At 53.2% G+C, this 21462-nt stretch carries 24 protein-coding genes; 16 read left to right on the forward strand and 8 right to left on the reverse strand.

Translation table 11 applies throughout. The annotated features are described in order from the left end of the window. Nucleotides 1-228: 228 nt before the first annotated feature. From CHH28_RS19400 to mtnC, 14 genes are all read left to right on the forward strand, one after another. Nucleotides 229-1599, forward strand: a complete 1371-nt coding sequence (locus tag CHH28_RS19400) for an ATP-dependent nuclease (RefSeq protein WP_094061864.1) — start codon at nucleotides 229-231, stop codon at nucleotides 1597-1599. Between the two features lie 72 nt (nucleotides 1600-1671). Further along, nucleotides 1672-2855, forward strand: a protein-coding gene (locus CHH28_RS19405; protein WP_094061034.1) for an IS3 family transposase whose coding sequence is annotated in 2 segments (ribosomal slippage) — nucleotides 1672-1960 and nucleotides 1960-2855 — 1185 coding nt in all. Because the reading frame shifts where the segments join, the coding sequence is not laid out codon by codon here. 118 nt (nucleotides 2856-2973) lie between these two features. Further along, the gene (locus tag CHH28_RS19410) at nucleotides 2974-3603 is read left to right on the forward strand and encodes a LysE family translocator (protein ID WP_094061865.1); all 630 of its coding nucleotides are present in this window, start codon (nucleotides 2974-2976) and stop codon (nucleotides 3601-3603) included. Between the two features lie 517 nt (nucleotides 3604-4120). Beyond that, nucleotides 4121-4558, forward strand: coding sequence for a GNAT family N-acetyltransferase (locus CHH28_RS19420; protein ID WP_094061867.1), 438 nt, complete (start codon nucleotides 4121-4123; stop codon nucleotides 4556-4558). Between the two features lie 175 nt (nucleotides 4559-4733). Further along, nucleotides 4734-4985, forward strand: a complete 252-nt coding sequence (locus CHH28_RS19425; protein WP_094061868.1) for a hypothetical protein — start codon at nucleotides 4734-4736, stop codon at nucleotides 4983-4985. A gap of 785 nt (nucleotides 4986-5770) precedes the next feature. Beyond that, nucleotides 5771-6577 carry a 3-methyl-2-oxobutanoate hydroxymethyltransferase gene (gene panB / locus CHH28_RS19430; RefSeq protein ID WP_094061869.1) on the forward strand — a complete coding sequence of 269 codons (807 nt, stop codon included), beginning with the start codon at nucleotides 5771-5773 and terminating at the stop codon, nucleotides 6575-6577. Beyond that, nucleotides 6577-7437 (forward strand): pantoate--beta-alanine ligase, encoded by an 861-nt coding sequence (gene panC, locus CHH28_RS19435; protein WP_094061870.1) that lies wholly within the window; start codon nucleotides 6577-6579, stop codon nucleotides 7435-7437. Before panB ends, panC begins: the two co-directional genes overlap by 1 nt. Before the next feature lie 107 nt (nucleotides 7438-7544). Beyond that, on the forward strand, nucleotides 7545-7925 hold the full coding sequence (gene panD / locus CHH28_RS19440) for an aspartate 1-decarboxylase (RefSeq protein WP_094061871.1): 381 nt from the start codon (nucleotides 7545-7547) through the stop codon (nucleotides 7923-7925). Nucleotides 7926-8025: 100 nt separating this feature from the next. Further along, nucleotides 8026-9684, forward strand: coding sequence for a glucose-6-phosphate isomerase (gene pgi, locus CHH28_RS19445; protein ID WP_094061872.1), 1659 nt, complete (start codon nucleotides 8026-8028; stop codon nucleotides 9682-9684). A gap of 133 nt (nucleotides 9685-9817) precedes the next feature. Continuing rightward, nucleotides 9818-11431: a methyl-accepting chemotaxis protein gene (locus tag CHH28_RS19450; protein WP_199243954.1), complete on the forward strand. Its 1614-nt coding sequence runs from the start codon at nucleotides 9818-9820 to the stop codon at nucleotides 11429-11431. Nucleotides 11432-11518: 87 nt separating this feature from the next. Beyond that, a complete protein-coding gene (gene mtnA, locus CHH28_RS19455) occupies nucleotides 11519-12529 on the forward strand; it encodes an S-methyl-5-thioribose-1-phosphate isomerase (protein ID WP_094061874.1) in 1011 nt (336 codons plus the stop codon). A gap of 9 nt (nucleotides 12530-12538) precedes the next feature. Beyond that, nucleotides 12539-13159 (forward strand): methylthioribulose 1-phosphate dehydratase, encoded by a 621-nt coding sequence (locus tag CHH28_RS19460; RefSeq protein WP_094061875.1) that lies wholly within the window; start codon nucleotides 12539-12541, stop codon nucleotides 13157-13159. Next, nucleotides 13156-13704: a 1,2-dihydroxy-3-keto-5-methylthiopentene dioxygenase gene (locus CHH28_RS19465; protein ID WP_094061876.1), complete on the forward strand. Its 549-nt coding sequence runs from the start codon at nucleotides 13156-13158 to the stop codon at nucleotides 13702-13704. The genes CHH28_RS19460 and CHH28_RS19465 overlap by 4 nt, the downstream gene beginning before the upstream one ends. After that, the gene (gene mtnC, locus CHH28_RS19470) at nucleotides 13704-14408 is read left to right on the forward strand and encodes an acireductone synthase (RefSeq protein WP_094061877.1); all 705 of its coding nucleotides are present in this window, start codon (nucleotides 13704-13706) and stop codon (nucleotides 14406-14408) included. The genes CHH28_RS19465 and mtnC overlap by 1 nt, the downstream gene beginning before the upstream one ends. A gap of 28 nt (nucleotides 14409-14436) precedes the next feature. On the opposite strand, the gene CHH28_RS19475 is transcribed toward mtnC, so the two are convergent. The 5 genes from CHH28_RS19475 to CHH28_RS19495 all read right to left on the reverse strand — a co-directional run bounded on the left by CHH28_RS19475 (nucleotide 14437) and on the right by CHH28_RS19495 (nucleotide 18378). Then, nucleotides 14437-15099 carry a TorF family putative porin gene (locus CHH28_RS19475; protein ID WP_094061878.1) on the reverse strand — a complete coding sequence of 221 codons (663 nt, stop codon included), beginning with the start codon at nucleotides 15097-15099 and terminating at the stop codon, nucleotides 14437-14439. Nucleotide 15100: 1 nt separating this feature from the next. Further along, the gene (gene lipB, locus CHH28_RS19480) at nucleotides 15101-15721 is read right to left on the reverse strand and encodes a lipoyl(octanoyl) transferase LipB (protein WP_094061879.1); all 621 of its coding nucleotides are present in this window, start codon (nucleotides 15719-15721) and stop codon (nucleotides 15101-15103) included. A 7-nt stretch (nucleotides 15722-15728) separates the two neighbouring features. Beyond that, nucleotides 15729-16001, reverse strand: a complete 273-nt coding sequence (locus CHH28_RS19485; protein WP_094061880.1) for a YbeD family protein — start codon at nucleotides 15999-16001, stop codon at nucleotides 15729-15731. 76 nt (nucleotides 16002-16077) lie between these two features. Then, nucleotides 16078-17184, reverse strand: coding sequence for a D-alanyl-D-alanine carboxypeptidase family protein (locus CHH28_RS19490; protein WP_233243675.1), 1107 nt, complete (start codon nucleotides 17182-17184; stop codon nucleotides 16078-16080). 165 nt (nucleotides 17185-17349) lie between these two features. Then, complete coding sequence (locus CHH28_RS19495; RefSeq protein ID WP_157730013.1) at nucleotides 17350-18378, reverse strand: hypothetical protein; 1029 nt, start codon at nucleotides 18376-18378, stop codon at nucleotides 17350-17352. Nucleotides 18379-18502: 124 nt separating this feature from the next. On the opposite strand from CHH28_RS19495, the gene CHH28_RS19500 reads away from it, so the two are divergent. Continuing rightward, a complete protein-coding gene (locus CHH28_RS19500; RefSeq protein ID WP_094061882.1) occupies nucleotides 18503-18772 on the forward strand; it encodes a hypothetical protein in 270 nt (89 codons plus the stop codon). An 88-nt stretch (nucleotides 18773-18860) separates the two neighbouring features. Here the strand turns inward: CHH28_RS19500 and CHH28_RS19505 are convergent, their stop codons facing one another. Both CHH28_RS19505 and CHH28_RS19510 read right to left on the reverse strand, forming a co-directional pair. Continuing rightward, complete coding sequence (locus CHH28_RS19505; RefSeq protein ID WP_094061883.1) at nucleotides 18861-19304, reverse strand: YchJ family protein; 444 nt, start codon at nucleotides 19302-19304, stop codon at nucleotides 18861-18863. Next, nucleotides 19301-20320 carry a DUF3549 family protein gene (locus CHH28_RS19510; RefSeq protein ID WP_157730014.1) on the reverse strand — a complete coding sequence of 340 codons (1020 nt, stop codon included), beginning with the start codon at nucleotides 20318-20320 and terminating at the stop codon, nucleotides 19301-19303. The genes CHH28_RS19505 and CHH28_RS19510 overlap by 4 nt, the downstream gene beginning before the upstream one ends. Nucleotides 20321-20459: 139 nt before the next feature. On the opposite strand from CHH28_RS19510, the gene CHH28_RS19515 reads away from it, so the two are divergent. Beyond that, nucleotides 20460-20696: a hypothetical protein gene (locus tag CHH28_RS19515; protein ID WP_094061885.1), complete on the forward strand. Its 237-nt coding sequence runs from the start codon at nucleotides 20460-20462 to the stop codon at nucleotides 20694-20696. 113 nt (nucleotides 20697-20809) lie between these two features. On the opposite strand, the gene CHH28_RS19520 is transcribed toward CHH28_RS19515, so the two are convergent. After that, on the reverse strand, nucleotides 20810-21406 hold the full coding sequence (locus tag CHH28_RS19520) for a DedA family protein (RefSeq protein WP_094061886.1): 597 nt from the start codon (nucleotides 21404-21406) through the stop codon (nucleotides 20810-20812). Nucleotides 21407-21462 lie beyond the last annotated feature (56 nt).

Raw genomic sequence — 21462 nt, forward strand, 5'->3', positions numbered from 1 at the left:
TTTCCATAGGGTGGTAGCTTAAATGCCTGACAAATCAGTGACTTAGCGTTTGAGTGCCAGAACTTTGAGGCATGGATAGTAGGCACGCACACTTTTCCAGGAAGGAATGTGAGAGAAAGGAAGACACCCAATGGTAAATCCATGGCTTGGAAGAGATACCTCGAATGGTTCTAGCTGGAAAAACAGGCACGCACACCATTAAACTGTTAGAGGCCATAGGGAGTAGATATGCCTTTAGAAAAAATTGAAATAATCGGATTTAGAGGGTTTAGCTCCAAGCAGATTATTCAATTCTCAATTCCAAATGGAGAATTGGGGAGTGGATTAACAATAATTACTGGTGCAAATAATTCAGGAAAATCTTCCATTATAGAGTGCCTAAAAGCTCGTGGTGGCTATCAATCACCAAGTTTTACAGTTGGAGCGAGAAACTCATCAGTTGACCGGGTCGACATAGCGTACTTTATTGATGGCAAGGAAGAAAAGATTTCTTCTTTGAAAAAAGGAAGTAGTGAAACCAGAAAAGATGAAGTTAACAACCAATTTCAGGTGTTTGTTCTGCCATCTAGGCGAGCATTCAATCCTTTCTTTGGACGTGGCGCTCATACGAGAGAACAATACCTTCAAAATACGGAGCTTCCCGCTCAGCGCAGCTCTATGATGAACAACTTCCAGTATAGGCTATTCAATATATTGGAAAATCAAGAAGCGTTTAATGAAATTCTTCATAAAGTCTTGCCATTTAAACCCGAATGGTCGATTGATCAATCTGATCAGGGGCAATATTTTCTAAAATTCTATAATGGTGATAACTCTCATACTAGTGATGGTATGGGCGAGGGCATTGTGAGCATATTTGCCATTATTGACTCCTTGTACGATTCAAAGCCTGGCGACGTCATTGTTATAGATGAGCCCGAGCTTTCGCTGCACCCTGCTTTACAAAAACGTGTATTTAATCTCCTGAACGATTTTTCTAAAGATAGACAGATTATTATCTCGACTCATTCACCCTATTTCGTTGATATCAAGTCAATTATCAATGGATCGCAACTGGTGCGAGTCATCAATGATGGAAGTGGAACCGAAATTTATCAACTATCCGCTGATGGAAGAGGGGTAATTGAAAAACTAGCTAGCGGTAATATTTATAACCCGCATACATTTGGGTTAGATGCAAGGGAGTTATTTTTTCAGGAGGATAGAGTTATCGTCGTTGAAGGTCAAGAAGATGTTCTTTTATTTCCCAATATTGCGGAACAGCTGGACCTAGATATATCGGCTTCATTTTTCGGCTGGGGAGCCGGAGGAGCATCGAATATTAGTTTCATATGCTTCCTTCTACAAGATCTAGGATTTAAGAAAGTAGCTGCAATCCTAGATGGAGATAAGGCTGACGAGATTCCTAAGCTTAAATCGGAATTTCCAGATTTTCATTTTGTTCATATATGTGCAGAGGATATACGAACGAAAAAGGAAAGAAAGGCAACCGAAGCTGTAGATGGTCTTCTTGATAGCAAGCGAATCATAAAAGACGAACACAAGGATCATACGTCACAGCTAATAACAGAGCTTAATGGCTACATGAATAGCCTCTAACAAGCGCAATCACTCGGAACATGACCTTGCCCCGATAAAACGGACACCAAAGTCAAACTGACGAGGTGTCCAATGCCAAAATATACTCAGCCAAGAAAGACCTGGCAGTATTCAAATGAGTTTAAAGTAAAAGCCGTTCAGCTAAGTCTTATTGAAGGGATTCAGGTCCAGGACGTTGCCAATACACTCGACATCCATCCGTTTATGCTGTCACGATGGCGAAAAGAATACCGTGAAGGCAAGATCGTGGCAGATAAACGCAAAAAGTTAACCGAAGCTACCCGCAAGCAAGAGAAGGAAATCTCAAAGGTTAAAAAGCTTGAGGCAGAGAATAAGAAACTGAAGCAGGAGCTTGATCTGCTAAAAAAGTGGCAACGGTTTCTTGCGGAGGAACATCAGCAAGATATCGATTCATCGAGAAGTTCGGACCAAAGCTAGGTGTTAAGCGCACCTGTGAATGGCTCGGAGTATCTCGTAGTGGTTATTACTCCTGGCGTGATCGAGAACCCTCTGAACGCAAGCGGTCAGACATGGAGTTAAAGATTCTCATACGGAGTATCTCGGATGAGAACGAAGGCCGATACGGAAGCCCAAGGGTCTGGCAGGCCCTGTTAAAGCAGGGCTATCAGGTCAGCAGGAAGCGCGTGGCGCGACTGATGCAGGAGATGGGATTAATCGCTCGGGTAACTCAGGTAACGTATCGAGCGCCAGGACTTAGGCGCTTTTTGGCATCAGGAGAGAATCTTCGCTCTGATGGCGCAGTTCCAGACAAGAAGAATCAGGTCTGGGTGGCTGATGTGACCTACTTGAAAGTGAAAAATCAGTGGCATTACCTGTCGGTTATCATGGATCTCTATTCACGCCGAGTGGTTGGCTGGAGCCTTGATAGCAAAAGAACGACCGAAGTGACTCGCAGAACATTAACGAATGCGATACGCAAACGCGGTGCAACCAAAGGTCTCATGCTGCACACAGATCGCGGAGTCGAATATCGAGGGTCGGAATACCAGAGAGAGCTTCGAAAGTTGGGAATCGTGCATAGCCTGAGCAGGCCAGGCAAGTGTACAGACAACGCACATATGGAATCATTTTTTCATTCAATGAAGGCTGAGTTGATTCGCAATACGACGTTCGATTCAGCTGAAGATTTGAAGTATGCTTTGGCGAGATACATCAACAATTACTACAACCGGAAACGGCTGCACTCAGGAATCGGTTACTGTTCACCGATGGAATACGAGCGAATAGCAGCATGAAAATGAACGTGTCCGTTTTATCGGGGCAAGATCAAATCAAAACCTTCGCTCATTCGTCGCGACGGCTTTACCGCCACAGCTATGGGCGTTACACCCTTACAGGAGAGGGACATATCGGATGATATCTTTAGAGTTCTTACTTACTTCGTTAGTTGTAGTTTTAACCCCTGGCACCGGAGTGTTGTATACGGTGGCTACTGGATTGTTTATTGGCAGAAAAGCTAGCTTGTTTGCAGCTCTAGGGTGCACACTAGGTATCATTCCAGCACTTTTAGCAAGCGTACTTGGCTTGGCTGCAGTTTTTCACACAAGTGCAATAGCGTTTCAAATTATTAAGTATTTTGGAGCTGCCTACTTGCTTTATTTGGCATATCAAATGTGGCATTCCTCATCTCCCTTATCAGTTTCCGATCAACAGTCAGATAGTAAATACTCAGACATCATGATAAGAGGATTTTTGCTAAACATACTAAACCCCAAACTGTCTATTTTCTTTCTCGCATTTCTTCCTCAGTTTATTCCCCAGCCTATTCCAGGTGCAGCAGAAGGTGCGCTGGGAAGCATGTTTACACTCGGAGTTGTATTCATGGCAATGACGTGTAGTGTTTTCATTGTGTATGGCTTTCTATCAGGTAGTTTTAGCGCATTCATTATTAAATCTGAGAAGGCTAGCGTTGCAATTCAAAAGCTCTTTGCAACCAGTTTTGCAGCGCTTGGTATCAGGCTGGCATTTAGTGAACGGGTATAGCAAAGCCAGCCAGAGGGATGCCAAAACCGCCATCTCGCTCTGGCTTTGCCCCCTATTGGCTACATTACGCATAACAAGGTATTAATTGATGTCACGAATAAAAATGATTCAATTGCAAGGCTCCACCTTAGAGTCTTCTAGGAAAATCACGAACGATGTACGATCGACTGTCAGCAAGATCTGCTTAGGCGTCGATGACATGCAATTGCTCGGCAATAAGGCTTTAGTTGTGCGAGCTGAGATATACCCAGAAAAACTAGAGCTTCTTTACTCGGCATTACACTCACTCGGAATTACACTAAATGAGCAGAGCCTGCCCCACATAGAGGCACTAAACCAAGAGGTGGAATATCCGCTCTCAATACAGATTACAAGCTTTTCTGACGATACGGATCGTCAAGCCAGTATACCGAAGGTGCCAGGGTAAATTTGACAAAGATATCAAAGGCGCCACCAAGTGGCTGGCCCGTATACTGGCCCTTTATTACAGCGTTATAGACTAAGAGGAAAAATTAGTATGGAAGTCACGATTGGTAGTGATTCAGAGTTAATCAGACAAGCGCAAGATATTCGCTATCAGGTGTTCACCCTTGAACAAGACATCCCAAAAGAACTAGACCTAGATGGTTTAGATGAAAGCTCAATACATGCTCTCATTACTTTAGAGAATCAGCCTGTAGCAACTGCTCGCCTGACCCTAAACGGAGACGGCTCATCGACAATGGCCAGAGTCGCTGTAACAAAGACACACAGGGGTGCAGGCCTTTCTTCCAAACTCGTAAAGGCTGTAATCAGTCATGCTCGAGAAATAGGCGTGCAGTCGATTGAAATACATGCCCATAATTACCTGAAGAGCTTCTATGAAAGATTCGGCTTTCAGTACATTCAGGAAGTAGAAATTGTTGGTGAGCATCAACTAATTGAAATGCAACACAGCTTGGTACGTGCATCATAAGGCCATCCAATATCATCCTGATCTTGCTAAATTTTAACAGATACCAACGTCAAAAATACGAGGTGTCCAATGCCAAATACAGTCCGCCTAGGGAAACTTGGCCTCTGCAAGGCGGCTCACCCTGCGTTTCGGTCACTGCTCAGCAAAGCGTTAAATTTAGTTCAGGTTTAAAATTATGTTTTCATGGATAGTACTTATTTTAGGTTTTGCGGCCTCATGGCACTACACCGACATTCAATCAGAAGGTGTGTTTCAAAGCATGATCCTGCCAGTTTTAGTAGGCGTATTTCTGATCCTACTGCTGATGAGAATCGTCTTTCTTTTAGGTCCGGATAGCGGCCGTGGTGGTCACGGCGGAGGTAGCAGCGGTGGCGGTTTTGGAGGTAGCGATGGGGGCTGTGGAGGCGGAGATGGTGGCGGTTGCTAATGCTAGCTGTAGAGTGCAAGACAGAAAGTTAGCAAACATGGCAAGCATTACTACATGTTTTCGCCACTACGCTGGACTCGCTCCTGCGTCGCTCGCGGCTAAAATTGACGTTAACTGTCCCTATGTTCAAAAAGTCGCTGCTTAGTTTAAGTCCAGAGGAGACAGCAAAAAAGCTCAAGCAATCAGGTTAAGTTTGATCGAAGGATTTCAAGCTCAGGGAGTTGCTGTCGTACTCGGCATTCACCCCTTCAAAAACAACCAAGATAGGAACGACAATCCCTCCGCCGCGCCGAGATCCCACAGTAATCGCCGCTATCACTGTGCCAAGTCGGTCTAAGATGGGCCGCCAAACGCGTTGGCGTTCTAGCCACGCCATCTTGGCCGGCAGCGGGATCGCCAAGGGGGACGGTTCCACCCGGGGCGCGTAGCTTTGGTATTCAAGCCCGTGCGCAGCCGGGGAATCAATGCGATGCCATAGATTCAAACGCTTTATTTAGTCCCGCTACACCAGCGCAGCCAGCCTGCTAACGCGCCAACAGCCTGAGCACTCCGTTAAACCCTTCCCAGTTAGAAGTTCGGTAACACCACTGCTAAATCATATACCCCTGTAAATACATCATCAGAGCCTCAAGCACTCGGCGACTCGCTTCGATTGCGACTTTTTGCGCACGTAGCTTCCACATCTGCCCTGGCGGTTCAATATTGACAATGCCTCGCCAATCCGGACTATACGCAGCTCAACGTACCAGCCGGTCACAAGCTGGCTGCACAAACGGAGACGCAGGATGACAACCATCACCATTCCAACGTTGGCGAAACTCAAAGCCGAGCAAGAAAAAATCGCCGTGTTAACGGCTTACGATGCCACCTTTGCACAGCTGGCGGCCGACGCCGGTGTTGAAGTGATTCTGGTCGGTGATTCTCTGGGAATGGTGCTGCAAGGCCACTCCAGCACCCTGCCGGTCAACATTGACGACATGGTTTATCACACCGCCTGCGTCGCGCGTGGTAATGCTCGCGCCGAGCGCCCAGCGTTGATCATGGCCGACCTGCCCTTTATGTCGTACGGCACCATCGAACAGTGCCTAGAGAGCGCGCGCAAAGTGATGCAAGCCGGCGCGCACATGGTAAAGGTCGAAGGCGATGATTGGTTGATTCCGATGATTACCTCGCTGACACGCCAAGGTGTGCCTGTGTGTGCCCATTTGGGATTAACGCCGCAAGCCGTCAACAAACTGGGCGGCTACAAAGTCCAAGGGCGTGACAGCGATGCCGCCGATGCCATGCTGGCCCATTCACAGGCGCTAGAAGCGGCCGGCGTTGATTTGCTGGTATTGGAGTGTGTGCCATCCGAACTGGCTGCGCGCATCTCGGCCAGCCTGACCATTCCGGTGGTGGGCATCGGCGCAGGCGCGGGTACCGACGCACAAGTATTGGTGCTGCAAGACATGCTGGGCTTAAACAGTGGCCATGTACCTAAGTTTGTTAAGAACTTTATGACTGACGGTCGCACCGTGCAGCAAGCCCTGGCGGCTTACGTTGCGGAAGTAAAAGACGGTACTTTCCCCGCCGCCGAGCACGGATTTGCCTGATGCAGACGGTTCACACCATTGCCGAGCTGCGCCAAGCGGTGCGCGCAGCGCGTGCCGCTGGCCAGACCATTGGCTTTGTTCCCACCATGGGCAATCTGCACGACGGTCACATTAGCTTGGTGGAGCGCGCACGCGCCGCCGGGCATTTTGTCGTCGCCAGTATTTTCGTCAATCCGTTGCAGTTCGACGATGCCAGCGACCTCCAGCGCTACCCGCGCACGCTGGCCGCGGACCAGCAACGGCTGAGCAGTGCTCAGTGTGATCTGCTGTTTGCGCCCGATGTGGATGAAATGTACCCGCAGGGACAACAAGCACAAAGCAAGGTGCACGTACCTGTGGTGTCGGAAGGTCTGTGTGGTGGCAGTCGCGCCGGACATTTTGATGGTGTTGCAACCGTGGTGAGCAAGCTGTTTAACCAGGTGCAACCGGATCAGGCTTTTTTCGGACAAAAAGACTGGCAGCAAGTGGCGGTGATTCGCAAGCTGGTGCAGGACCTCGATATGCCCATCGACATCGTCGCCGTGCCCACCGCGCGCGCCGACGATGGCCTGGCATTGAGCTCACGTAATGGCTACCTGAGCGACAGTGAACGCCAGCAAGCACCAATGCTCTACCGCACGCTGCAACAAACTGCCGAGCAACTGCAACAAGGCGCCAGCTTGGATGCCAGTGTGCAAAGCGCCAGCAAGGCATTGAATGCTGCCGGTTTTAACGTCGACTATGTGGAAATCCGGCGGCAGCAGGACCTGCAATCCGCCAGCGAAAACGACGGCGAAATTATCATTTTGGCGGCCGCTTTTCTTGGGCCAGCGCGCTTAATTGATAATCTTCCACTGTCATTGAATCGGCCGTTTGAATAGGGCATACTTCGTCGCCTTATGCCCATATGGCTAACTTTTGACCAATTCCTGTGCCCAGGCATGACGCCAGGCTGAGAACACTCAGGACAGAAACGAAAGGGTTTACCATGCAATCCATCATGCTCAAAGCCAAGTTGCATCAGGCTCGGGTTACACACTCGGTGCTGAATTATGAAGGCTCTTGCGCCATTGACGGCAAGTTGCTGGATCTCGCGGGCATGCGGGAATTCGAACAGATTCAGATTTACAACATTGATAATGGCAAGCGTTTCACCACCTACATTATTCGTGGCGAAGACGAGTCTGGCATTATCTCGGTTAACGGTGCTGCGGCACATCTGGCCGACGTGGGTGATCGCATTATCATTTGTGCCTATGGCAACTACGATGAAAATGAACTGGCCACGTTCAAGCCGAAAATGGTGTACATGAACGCGGACAACACCGTCAGCCACACCAGCTTCGATATTCCGGTACAAGTCGCTTAAGCGACTGCCTGCAAGACCAAAAACGCCGCTTCTATAGCGGCGTTTTTTTATTGCGTGTATGTATAATCGGGTGTCTACGGGATAGAACGGGACAACCCAGATGGCGTACCAAGGAAGCCTCACTTCGGTGCAGGCCTGGCAAGACCTGCAGCAACATCATCAGGACATTCGCGACCAGCACATGCGTGACTGGTTTGCCAAAGACCCACAGCGCTTCGAGCGTTTTCACGTCGAAGCCGCTGGCCTGACACTGGATTACTCCAAAAACCGCATCAATCAGCACACTGTGCAGCTGCTGCTGGAACTGGCCCAGCAACGCGGCTTACCCGGCGCTATCCGTAATTTGTTTCAAGGCGAGCACGTAAATCGCAGCGAAGACCGCCCCGCTTTGCACACCGCCCTGCGCAACTTCAGCGAGCGCGAAATTCTGGTCAATGATGTCAACATCATGCCCGAAGTGCGCCACACCGTGCATCGCATGGAAGAGTTTTGCTGGAAGATTCGCCGCAACCAATGGCGCGGCTACGACAATCGCCCGTTCACCGACGTCGTCTCGATTGGCATCGGCGGCTCCTTTCTTGGCCCCAAGTTAGCCTCCAGCGCGCTTAAGCCGTATTGGGACTCCGGCTTAAACATTCACTACCTGGCCAATATTGATGGCTCGCACATCACTGAGATCCTCAAGCGCCTCGACCCGGCCACCACCTTGTTTATTGTGCAGTCGAAATCGTTTGGCACGCAGGAAACGCTGAAAAACGCCACCGCCTGTCGACGCTGGTTTTTGGACAACGGCGGCTCCGAGCAGGACCTCAGCCGGCACTTCACCGCCGTCTCGGCCAACGTGCAAAAAGCCACCGAGTTCGGCATTGCCGAAGAGAACATTTTCCCGATGTGGGATTGGGTCGGCGGGCGCTATTCATTATGGTCCGCCATGGGCTTGCCGCTGGCCCTGGCGATTGGCATTGATAACTTCCGCGATTTGCTACGCGGCGCTTATGCCATGGACGAACACTTTCGCACCGCGCCATTGGCAGAAAATATGCCTGTCATTATGGCGTTACTGGGGCTGTGGTACGTGAACTTCTTTGGCGTGAATTCCCATGCCATTTTGCCCTACGATCACTACTTGCGCTCACTGCCAGCCCACCTGCAACAGCTGGACATGGAGAGCAACGGCAAGTCCATTACCCTCGATGGCAATCAGGTCGATTACCACACCGGGCCGATCATTTGGGGCGGCGTTGGCACCAATGGCCAACACGCCTTCCACCAGCTATTGCACCAAGGCACACACTTTTCGCCGTGCGACTTTATTGTGCCCATGTGCAGCCACAACCCAATCGACAACTTCCACGCCATGCTGGTGTCCAACTGCCTGAGTCAGAGCCAAGCGCTGCTGCAAGGCAAGTCTGAGCAAGAGGCCATCGAAGAGCTCATCGCCAGCGGCATGAGTAAAGCCGAAGCCCTGGTGCTGGCGCCGCAAAAAGTCATCCCCGGCAATCGCCCATCCAATACCCTGTATTTCCCCAAAGCCACACCACATACCGTGGGCTCACTGATTGCCCTGTATGAACATAAGGTCGCGGCGCAAGGCATGCTGTGGGGCGTCAATTCTTTCGACCAATGGGGAGTGGAGCTGGGCAAACAGCTGGGCAATCGGGTGCTGTCGGCATTGGAGGGGGAAACCATCGCTGACGACATCGACGGCTCTACCAACGGGTTGATCCGCGCCTTCCATAAAATGCAGCAACAGCTCTAATACGTAATTTGCCAACTGTATAACCAAAGTGGGCAGTTACGTATAGGTTTTGCGAGATTTTGTCCTCACAGTGGCTGAGGACGTAAACATCGTCTATGACTAAAGCACCACGCCGAACATGGACGACCCCAAGATGCTTAAGGGAATCTCGCTGCGTTACAAGATCTTCGCCATCGCCCTAACGGGCGTTCTCGGCTTTGTGCTGTATTTGGGTTACAACACTCAGGCGCAGCAAAGCATTCAACAGCAATTGCAGCACATTGCTGACGTGCGCTTCCCAGCCACGGAGCAAATCGACCATGCCGGTTTGCTGCTTTATAAGCTGCGCAATGAGCTGGCCAATGCCATTGCTGACAGCGACGCCGACAAGATTCAAGCAGCGGCGGCGCATCAACAACAGCTGGCCGATGCCATCGATCAGATTCGCACCTTGCTCACTCAACAACCTCAGCAAACCGCGCAGCTAGCGCAATCCTTTGAGCAGTATTGGCGCTCGGCCAGCAAGCTGGCACGTGGCATGGTTGAGGGCACCATAGATCTGGCGGAACTGGCCCAGCAAGCTCAGCAAACCAACCAAACCTATGACACGGTGACACAACAACTGGCCGAGCTGCGCCAGCAAAACTATCAGACCTTTTCAAGCGAGATTGCCCACACCAGCCAGCAAAGTGAAGACACCCTAAAAGTCGGCGCCATCGTTGCCGTGGTGATGATGGTGTTGCTGTTGAGCACCGCTTGGTACATCGCCACATTGATTACCCGCATGATTAACCGCATCGTGCACTCATTGGCAGAAATGGCCAATGGCGAGGGCGACCTGACCGTGCGTTTGCACACCCGTTCGGGCGATGAAATTGGTCAGTTGGTGGAAAACTTCAACCTGTTCATCAGCCACCTGCAGCTGCTGGTCAGGGCCATGACCAACCTCAGTGACGGCGTATCCGACAAAGCCTCACAGGTGTTCGATATAGCCCTGCATACACGCAAAGGCATTGAACATCAGCAAGCGCAGATTGCACAGGTCGCCACCGCCGTCACAGAGATGTCGAGCACGGCAGATGAAGTCGCGCGCAGCGCAGAAGCCGCCTCCGATGCCACCGAGCAGGCCAATCAACGTGCCAGTGAATCGCAGTCCACGCTGTCCGATAACATCGCTGCGATCAAAACTCTGGTCAACGACGTACAGCAAGCGCAGCAAGTCATCGCTGAGCTGGCGAAAGAGAGCCAGCAAATCAGCGAAGCATCGAAGACCATTCGTGGCATTGCCGAGCAAACCAATTTACTAGCGCTCAATGCCGCCATCGAAGCCGCCCGTGCTGGAGAGCAAGGCCGTGGATTTGCTGTGGTGGCGGACGAAGTACGTGCGTTGGCCGCCAGCACAGAAGAGACCACCAGCGGCATTCACGCCGTTACCGAGCGCCTCAACCGCGCCATGCAACAAGCGGTGGATGTTATGGAAAGTTCACAAGGCAATGCTCGCCAAGTGGTCGATCAATCACAGCAAACTGAACAATCGTTGGCCGCCATTCTTGAACACATCGCCACCCTCAGCCACCTCAATACGCAAGTGGCCACCGCCGCCGAGGAGCAAAGCCAGGTAGCCGGAGAAATCACCGCCAATATCGTCAACATCAATGAGGTGTCGGATCAAACAGTGGACGATGCCAGCGGTACTTCCAGCGCTGCCGAAGGGCTGGCTGATCAGGCCGATCAACTGCGCAATATGGTGCGCGAATTCCACACCTGAAAATTGTCGCCAGGCCTGTTCATGACTGCCCTCTGCGACTACCATGGCCGCATTCTGTATAGGGGTCGCATAATAGGGGTCGTATAGATGCATTCTCAGGTTCATGCCATCGACTGGCAACAGCAGCATTTGCGCTTGCTGGATCAACGCCAACTGCCACATCAACAGCACTATATTGATTGCTATAACGCCCAAGACGTTGCCGACGCCATTCGTGACATGGTGGTGCGCGGCGCGCCAGCCATTGGCATTGCCGCAGCCTACGGTTACGCCCTGGAAGCTCTGCACGGCGGTGACTTACAGCACGCCTATCAGGTGTTGGCCGAATCACGCCCCACTGCAGTGAATCTGTTTTGGGCGCTGGATCGCATGGTCGCCCTTAATCACAGCAGCCACGCTGAGCTGGTGGCCGAAGCGCGCCGTATTCACAGCGAGGACATTGCAGCTAACCAAACCATGGCCCAGTTTGGGGCTTCGCTGCTGGGTGAAGGCAGCCATGTTTACACCCACTGCAATACCGGTGCTCTCGCTACCGGTGGCCACGGCACCGCACTCGGCGTGATTCGCAGCGCTTGGCAAGATGGCAAGCTGGCACAGGTGTTTGCTGGAGAGACGCGGCCGTGGCTGCAAGGCGCACGCTTAACCTGCTGGGAGCTGATGCAGGAGCAGATCCCAGTAACGTTGGTGTGCGATGGCGCAGCGGCGCACGTGATGAAACAACAACAGCAGCAAGGCCAAGGCATTGACTGGATCATCGTCGGCGCCGACCGCATTGCTGCCAATGGCGATGTCGCCAATAAAATTGGCACCTACAGCTTGGCCGTATTAGCCAAGCATCACGGCGCTAAGTTGATGGTGGTGGCTCCGTCGAGCAGCTTCGATCTGAGCATTGCCAATGGCGATGACATTGTGATTGAACAGCGCCCGGCCACTGAGGTGACCGAGCTGCATGGCAGCGCCATCGCCCCAAGCGGTTGCGACGCCGCCAACCCCTCGTTTGACGTCACCCCTGCTGAGCTCATTACCGCCATTGTGTGTGAAAAAGGCATCATTCCTGCGCCCTCGACCGAGGTCATTGCCTCGTTGCTGTCGCGCTAAGGAAGGCAGATGGACGTTTCCACTCTGGCACAACAACTGTGCGACGTCAGCCGACGCATCTATCAACGCGACTGGTCGCCTGCCACCAGCTCCAATTACTCGGTGCGCTTGGACCAGCAGCGCTGCTTGATCACCACCTCCGGGCGTGACAAGGGACAGCTGCAGGTAGACCAACTGATGCAAGTCGACCTGCACAACCAAGCGCTGACCGCAGGCAAACCATCGGCCGAGACCGCCCTGCACACACAGCTGTACCGTGATATTGACGGCATCGGTGCGGTGTTACACACCCATTCGCAATACGCAGTGATGCTATCTCGTATGGTCGGTGCAGATGAGCTGCACATCGAAGGCTGGGAGCTGCAAAAAGCACTGGCAGGACAACACACTCACGAAGCCACCATACACATCCCTATTTTTGCCAACAGCCAGGACATTGACCTGCTGGCCCAACAGGTCAGCCAGCGTCTCGACAGTCAGCATCATGCCCCTTGTTATCTAATTCGCGGCCATGGTGTGTACACCTGGGGACAAGATCTGGATGAATGCTTCCGCCACCTTGAGGCATTGGAGCATTTGTTCCGCTACGAATTTGAATGGCGACGCATGGCGCGAGGAGACCAATCATGACAACGATCCGCATTTATCCGGACCACGATCCAACCAACTTGTTGTTTACCACCAGCAACATCAGCAAGATTCAGCATCACCTGAGCGACATCGGCATTCACTTCGAGCAGTGGCCGGTGCATGCTGAACTGCAGCCCGGTGTGGCGCCAGAACAGGTTTTGAGCCGCTACGCCGATGACGTAGAGCGCTTACAGCAGCAACATGGCTATCAAAGCGTCGACGTGATTAGCCTCGACAGCAGCCACCCAGACAAAGCCGCGCTGCGTCAGAAGTTCTTGCAGGAGCATACCCATGGCGAAGACGAAGTGCGCTTCTTCGCCGCCGGCGAAGGCTTGTTCACCATTCACCTGCAACAACGGGTATTTGAAGTTCACTGCGTGGCCGGCGACTTGATCAAGGTACCCGCCAACACTCCGCATTGGTTTGATATGGGACCCAACCCAGGGTTCGTGGCCATTCGCTGGTTTACCAACCCAGAGGGCTGGGTCGCCCAGTTCAGTGGCAGCGACATTGCCAACCTGTTTAACCGCTTGGACAATCATTAATGAGCATCGCCGCCATAGTGACCGACATTGAAGGCACCACCTCCTCCATCGCCTTCGTCAAAGACGTTTTGTTCCCCTACGCCCGCCAGCATCTGCGCGAGTTTGTCTGCGCGCATGAAGCGCAGCCCGACGTACAGCAGTGCCTGCAACAAACGCAAGCACTGTTACTAACCGAAGGTCGTGAGGCGTCATCTACGGACGAGCTGATTGACGCATTGCTCTGTTGGATTGATGAAGACCGCAAAGCCACGCCATTAAAAACCTTGCAAGGCATGATTTGGCAGCGCGGTTATCAGCAAGGCGACTATCAAGCACACATGTACGCCGACGCCACCGCCGCGCTGCGCGATTGGTCACAGCACTTGCCGTTGTATGTCTATTCGTCCGGTTCAGTGCAGGCCCAGCAGCTGTTTTTTGCCCACAGTTGTGATGGCGATTTATTGCCTTTGTTCAGCGGTCATTTCGATACCCGCATTGGTGCCAAACAAGACGTCGCATCGTATCAGCACATTGCTGCAGAGCTGCAAAATGAGCACGCTGTTGGCGCTGGCAATATTTTGTTTTTGTCCGACATCGAAGCGGAATTAGACGCCGCTGCTGGCGCTGGATTACAGACCGTATTGGTGTGTCGAGCGGATGTGCCACAGACGTCTCGTCATCGTGTGGTGCAGTCCTTTGCCGAGATAGACTTGGCGCTGTTGTAGCAGCGCCAGACTGGCATAAAGATAGGCGTTAAAAGTTTTTGCGAATGCCAAAGACGACTTGAAAATCTGAGTCATCTTTGTCGTTGTCCATACCGAACGGCGTTTCATCACTGATGTAGTCGGCGGCGACAAACAAGTCGATGCTGTAAAACTCAGGGAAGTCACGCGCCAGTTCAGCACGCAAACTGATGCCTTTATCGTCAGCATCGTCCGCCAACCAAACCCCTGCGATTAAATCCAAGTACAAGCGATGCTGCAGGTATTGCTCGTAGCGAATCTCGGGGTACCAGGTTTTTTGCTTGATGCCACGGGCAACGCTGAGCTCCCAGCCCTTGGACGGGTTGGTGGCCAAGCGAAACTCGGTTTCATCTTGCAGGCTGTCGACCAAATAGTTGTAGGTAATGACGCTGGTATCAAGGTTAAAGCCACCAAAACGATGGTTGTAACCAAAATAGGCATCCATCTCCACTGGAATACCCTCAGATTCGTCTGGAGTGTCGATGTTAGAAAACCAGATACCAGCATAGGCATCGCCACGTTTGACGTCGGTGCCGCCTTGCAATGCCGGCTCGTGATCGGTTTTCGTCAGCCCACGAAAAATATAATCCGACACCAGCGCTAAGTTGTAACGCGGCTGTGCTTCAACCGTCGCCGCTGCTAACAGCAGCGAGCCCAACAAGATGTTTTTCATATTACTCCCCGCAGGATTCAAATAACCGCAGCAGCTCTGCCGCTAAGTGCTGTTCAACCGTTTCCAATACCACGGTCATATCGCACTCCTGTGTCATTTGCGTCATTTCCATGCCGGCATAACCACAGGGGTTGATGCGTTGAAAAGGCTGCAAATCCATATCGACGTTCAGTGCCAAGCCGTGGAAAGAGCGCCCCTGCTTGATGCGCAGGCCTAAGGACGCAATTTTGCGCTCCGCCACATACACACCCGGCGCATCGGCGCGCGGTGCTGCGTCAATGTGCCATTGGCTAAGAGTATTCACAATCGCCTGTTCGATCAGGCTGACCAGCTGCCGTGGCCCCATTCCTAGGCGCTTTATGTCGATCAGCAAATACGCCACCAACTGCCCAGGGCCGTGGTATGTGACTTGCCCGCCACGATCCGTTTGCACCACTGGGATATCCCCCGGCAGCAGCACATGTTCGGCTTTACCGGCTTGCCCCTGAGTAAAAACCGGCGGGTGCTGCAATAACCAAATTTGATCGGCGGTGTTGGCGTCGCGCGCCTCGGTGTACGACAGCATGTCTTGGTAGACGGCGTCGTAAGGTTGAACACCCAAGTGGCGGACCTGAATCGACATAGCTGGTTTACATCACCATGTGTACAAAGCTTTGCGCCGACAGGTCGTTGTGAATACGCTGCAGTTGCTCTGGGCCGGTAGCGCGGATGTAGACAGTCAGCGCACGGAAGCGACCGTTGCGGCTGTCGCGCACTTGTAACCGTTGTGCGTCAAAGTCTGGCGCATGTACACGAATGATGTCGATCACCAGCTGATCGTAATTCTCCACACCGGTGCCGAGAATTTTGATCGGGTAGTCATCACAGGGAAATTCTATCTTTGGGGGTTCAGGCTGGCTCACAGGCTCTTCCTCGCAGCAACATCAACGCCGGCCACTGGCCAGCCAAGACGCATTAATGGGGGCTGTCGTCGCGACTTCAAGAAGTGGCAAACAAACGCGCAAAGAACAGCTGTATTTTGCCAAACAAGCGACCAAAGAAACCAGCTTCGGCAACGGCATTGGCGGCAATCAATGGACGTTCAGCCACCACATCACCGTCACGGGTGATGCTCAGGCTGCCCACCACCTGGCCTTGCTCGATGGGCGCTTCCAGATATTCGTTGTAATTCACCACCTTCACCAGCTCATCATCACCACCACGAGGCAAGGTTAGCGACAAGTCGTTTTCTAACACTAAATCGAGCGTATCGCTTTGCCCCAGCCACACAGGCTGAGTTTGCAGCACGTCACCCGCTGAGTGGATCTGCTGGGTTTGATAATAACGAAAGCCGTAGGCGAGCAGTTTTTGCGTCTCACGTGTGCGGGCATCGTCATTGCGTGTCCCCATCACCACAGCGATAAAACGCGTGCCCTCACTTTCTGCTGACGCTGCCAAACAGTAGCCCGCTTCGTCGGTGTGGCCGGTTTTCAAGCCATCCACAGTGAAGTGGCTGCTGCGACGCCACAACAGCTTATTGCGATTCGGTTGGCGAATGTCGTTGTACTCGTAGTACTTTTCCGCGTACAGCGAATAGAACTCTGGGTGATCTTTGATGATGTGGCGTGCTAACACCGCCATGTCACGGGCGGTGGAGTAGTGCCCTTCTACCGGCCAGCCGGTGGCATTCAAGAAATGCGTATTGTCCATGCCAAAGGTTTTGGCGTACTGATTCATCCAATCAGCGTAGGCCTCCTCAGAGCCGGAAAAGTATTCCGCTACCGCCACCGATGCATCGTTACCCGACTGCACAATAATGCCACGCAATAAATCGATCAGCGGCACTTCCGTGCCTTCACGCACGAACATTTTTGAGCCGCCTTTTTGCCAGGCTTTGACACTGATCGGGATCATGGTGTCTTCACTGACATTGCCCAACTGCAGTTCATGCACCGCAATATAGCTGGTCATCATTTTGGTTAAGCTGGCCGGTGGGCGGCGTTTATCCGCCTCATGCTCAACGATAATTTGACCGGTATCGGCGTCCATCAAAATGTAGGCATCGGCCGCCAGTTTCGGCGGTGCCGGGATGATCATCGAAGCCATGGACAGGCAGGAAGAGAATAACGTCAGCAGAACTACAGAGATGCGCAACATAAATATAAAAAATTCGAATAAAAACACGCGGATTGTAACACGCTGTGTGCGCGTGTCAGTGTCAGATCTGGTAAAGTGCGCCGTTACTGATCCAAACTCAGTAACGGCTCACATTCACTGGCTGACCAGCGGCAACGAGCGCGCCGGGTGCAAGGTGATGTGCGGAGCGGCTTCTTCCACCTGAGCAAAGCTGTGGCGCAAGCGGAAGGTGCGATCAAGGCGACGCAGGCACAGGGTAAAGCGCACCGTCAGCCAACGATAATCGGCACGCTCTGCAGCATGAATTACCACAGACGCATCATTGTCGAGAATGGCTTGGCAAATAGGCTTGAGGCTGTCAGTGATGTCGCGATTGCGATCAACAATCATGGCGGCATCGAGCGGATATTCCGCCAGTTTGGTTTGCTCAGCAGTGTTATCGCTGGCAGCGCTTTGCTCTGGCTGAGCTGTTGCTTTTGTTGTTTCTGTCACGACGGCAACCGCCGCTGCTTGCTTGGCTTGTTCGGCGGCAGCGCGCTGTGCGGCTTGCTGCTCAGCTAAACGTTGCTCGGCGGCGGCTTTTTCTGCTGCCAAACGGCGCTGACGCTCTTCTTCTTCACGCTGTTTGCGCTCCGCCAGCGCTCGTTGTTGTTCTTGCTGTTGTTGACGCGCGGCTTCTTCCAAGCGGCGCTGGCGCTCACGTTCCAGTTTGGCTCGCTCAGCTTCTGCCGCGGCGGCCATCCGGCGCTGACGCTCGGCCTCGGCTGCGCTGTCTTTTTTCGGCTGCGGGGCTGTTGCGACTTGCGTGCCCGATGCCAGCTGGTCCAAACGCGCCTGCGCTTGCTCCAGCCCAGGCGTCAACGACGCCACTTGCCACACTCGCTCCAGGTAACCATTGGCGCGGCGCACATCACCGGCGTCCATCGCTTCGTTGGCCAACTGCAGGTAGGTGTCTCCCCACTCGTATATCAGCGGTAACACCCGATAGTCGAACGGCGCAGCCTGGCGAAACGCATCAATGCGCTCCAGCGCGTTGTTGCCTGCCGGGGTCGACAGCCGCTTGGCAGCAATGTCGGTTTTGATTTGTTGTAACAGGATGTCGAGATCCGCTGCCTGAACAGCACTTCCCAACAGCAATGTGAGCATTAGGATGGAGAATTTCATAACAGCAGCGTCAGTTATTATCGTTTTAAAGGTTCAAGACTAGCGGTAAGATGAAAACATTAGCTGGTCAAAGTCAAGCATTGGACACGATCTGCCAACCGTCATTTTGTTTCCGGAGTTCTCTATGTTGCGCTATGGCGCTTTGCTTTTCGCTCTCCCCGGCATCTTACTGCTGAGTTTGTATGGCTTGGAAATGTCAGCCATCAATGACTGCAAAGAGCTGGGGCTGCAGTTAGACCTTGCCAGCGGCCAGTGCTCAGAGCAGGTGCAACAGCACAGCAGTTACTACCAGCGCCATGCTACCTTCGTGAACCTGATGATGCTGGTATCCATTGTCGGCGCGCTGATGATGACCTGGGGCATGATGGTGCGAGGCATGACCCGCCCTAACTAATCCCAGTCCTAACGAAACCAAGCCCAAATTAAACCCAGCCCCAACTTAACCCGGCTCTGCGCACGAGCGCTGCCCGTGACTGCGGGTGTTAACCCGCACAGCAGCGTTTGAACTTGTTGCCACTGCCACATGGGCAGGCATCATTGCGACCCGGTTGCCAGCTTTGCCAGCGCGCATCGCCATCGACATAAAACCAGTGTCCCTGCTCACGTACGAAACGAGAGCACTCCCACAGCTGCTGGTATCGACCCTGAGCGTGAAAGCGCGCCACAAAACACACCTCAGCGCTATCGCCTTGCTGTTGATGGCGCTCTACCGTAAGGCCCAGCCAATGCGTGTCATCATCCAGAGGTAAACTGCCCGGCCTGGTGCTGACATGCCAGCTGGACAGCAAATAGTCAGAGCGCTGCTGAACAAAAGCGCTGTAACGCGAACGCATCAATGCTTCAGCACTGCTAGCCGCCTGTCCCTGGTGCAGTGGTTCACAACACGCCTGGTAGGCCTGGCCACTGCCACATGGACAATGATTCACTGCATACCACCTTGGCGCACGCGACTGAGCAAATCACCAATGGCTTGGCTCAAACGCTCGGTGCGCTTCGGATGACGAAACGCTGCCATGATGTGCTCGCGTTTTCCGGGCAGCGTCATCAGGTCCGACACCAGCGGCATAAAAGCCTGACCTTGCTGATCGGTTTCCGCCAGACGCTCCAGATATTGCAACAGCAAGTCGCCTTCCAGATCCTGCCAACAGCGACTCGATACCGACGCCATCACTTCCATATCCGCCGCCATCGGGTGCGCCAGAATGGCCAGCAATAAGGCCCGGCGTTGCTCCACGTTGGTGCTCTGACTGAGTCCACGAGCAAATGCAGCCAAGTCTGCTGCACTGGCTTGCTCGGCCACCACCGTAGCCAACCTATCATTGATGGCAACCGTCAGTTCGTGGCCGACGTTGACGTTTTCCAGAAAGCCCAGCACCACGTTGCGCGGCACCGCCGGCATGTGCGCCATGGCATCACGCACCAACACCTGATTGCCCTCTTCCTCAAGCCGCGCCACCACTTCCGCCAACCCTTGCAGGCCGACGCCTTGCCAGTTGTCCCAGCCACTGTCGCCGCTCAGGTAACCGCGCGCTGTGGCGTAATACTGGCTGCCAGGCTGGTCGAGCACTTTGGCCGCCAAGGCATGAAAGTAGGCCATGCGGTTGCCGTCCGGCTTGTATGCACAAGGGGCTTCTCCATGATCTTGCTCTGGCGCCGCCGCCACGCGCAGCCAATGCTGCAAAAACGCATCACGAGGCCCGGGTTGCAAAATATTTTGCTCATCCAGAGGGAGCTTTAAAAACCAGATGCTGTGCTGACCAGGCTGCTTGGGATGCCAGCTGAGGATGCCGAGCCAAGCGTGGCGCAAATAAGGCGTTGGATATGGCCGCGCCAACTGCTCAAATTCGGCGAATAGCGCTTTATTCACCTTGCTTACACGCCGCCCCATATCAAAGATACGCATCTGCGCACCGCTTGTTGCCACCAGCTCAGAAATCGTCACACCCAGGTCCTGTGATTGGTTAGATGCGCGGCATTTTACCAGCCTTGCGAACGGTTTGCGCATCCTTGCACAGCCAGGCTATCGACATTAACGCTGGCTGAGTATCATGGGTTCCACACACGAGACGAGGAACAACTCTATGATTCTGGCATTGGCGTTTTTGGCTGGCATGGCGATTGGTGGCGGCATTGTGGGTTATGTGCTCAGTCGGCGCTGGCAGCAGCAAGTGCAAGAAGCAGAGCTCAGCTTGCAACAGATTGCCGACCAGCACCATGCCTTAGAGCAGCAAAAACAATCGGATCGCCAACGCATTGCCGACTTGGAATACCAGCTGGGTGAGGCACAAAAAGATCTGCGCGCCGCGCGTTCACGCTAGGGCCTGTAAGCCGATTTCGATCACGCTGTTATAAGCTGAAAATCCCTCAACCAAGGCGCGAAGAGGGATGTTTAACAAGTCGAATAAAGGATAAGTAACACAGATTGAGGGGGTCAGCCACGGGGCAAACGACGCAGCAGCCACAGGGCGACCAGGGTCATCCCCCCCACCGCCAGGACCATCTGCCAGCCGGTCAACGACAACATTTGCCCCAGCCACAGTGGTGGCAGTAAATAGACCGCTCCCCAAGCCAGCGCAGATAAAGCATTCACCCACAAGAAGGTCAGCCACGGCATCGACAGCGCCGCGGCTAAGGCCGGTACAATCGGCCGCAGCGGGCCAATAAAGCGGCCAATCGCCACACTCCAACTGCCGTACCGGCGGAAAAACTCACGCCCGCGTGCTAGCTCTTCGGGCCTTTGGCGCAGGTAAGGCCAGCGATGCAAACGCTCCCCAGCCCAGTGGCCGATGGCAAAGCTGAGAGTATCGCCAGCAAAGGCGCCGGCACTGCCCACCAACCACCACCACCACCAAGGCACTGCCAACTCTGCCGCCAGCAAGCACAAGGCCAGCAGCAGCGCCACCCCCGGCACCAGCAGCCCCACTACCAGCAAGGACTCTAGCAAGGCAACGGCAAACAAGGCCAGCAACAACCAGCTCGGGTCGGCGCCCGCTAAAAAGGCGTTCCAAGACGCTAACAGCTCAGACATAAATGCAAGGATAGAGAGATGATGATGAACAGGGTATTCTGCCGTGCATCACAACA

This window comes from Bacterioplanes sanyensis (assembly GCF_002237535.1).
GTDB lineage: Bacteria > Pseudomonadota > Gammaproteobacteria > Pseudomonadales > Oceanobacteraceae > Bacterioplanes > Bacterioplanes sanyensis_A.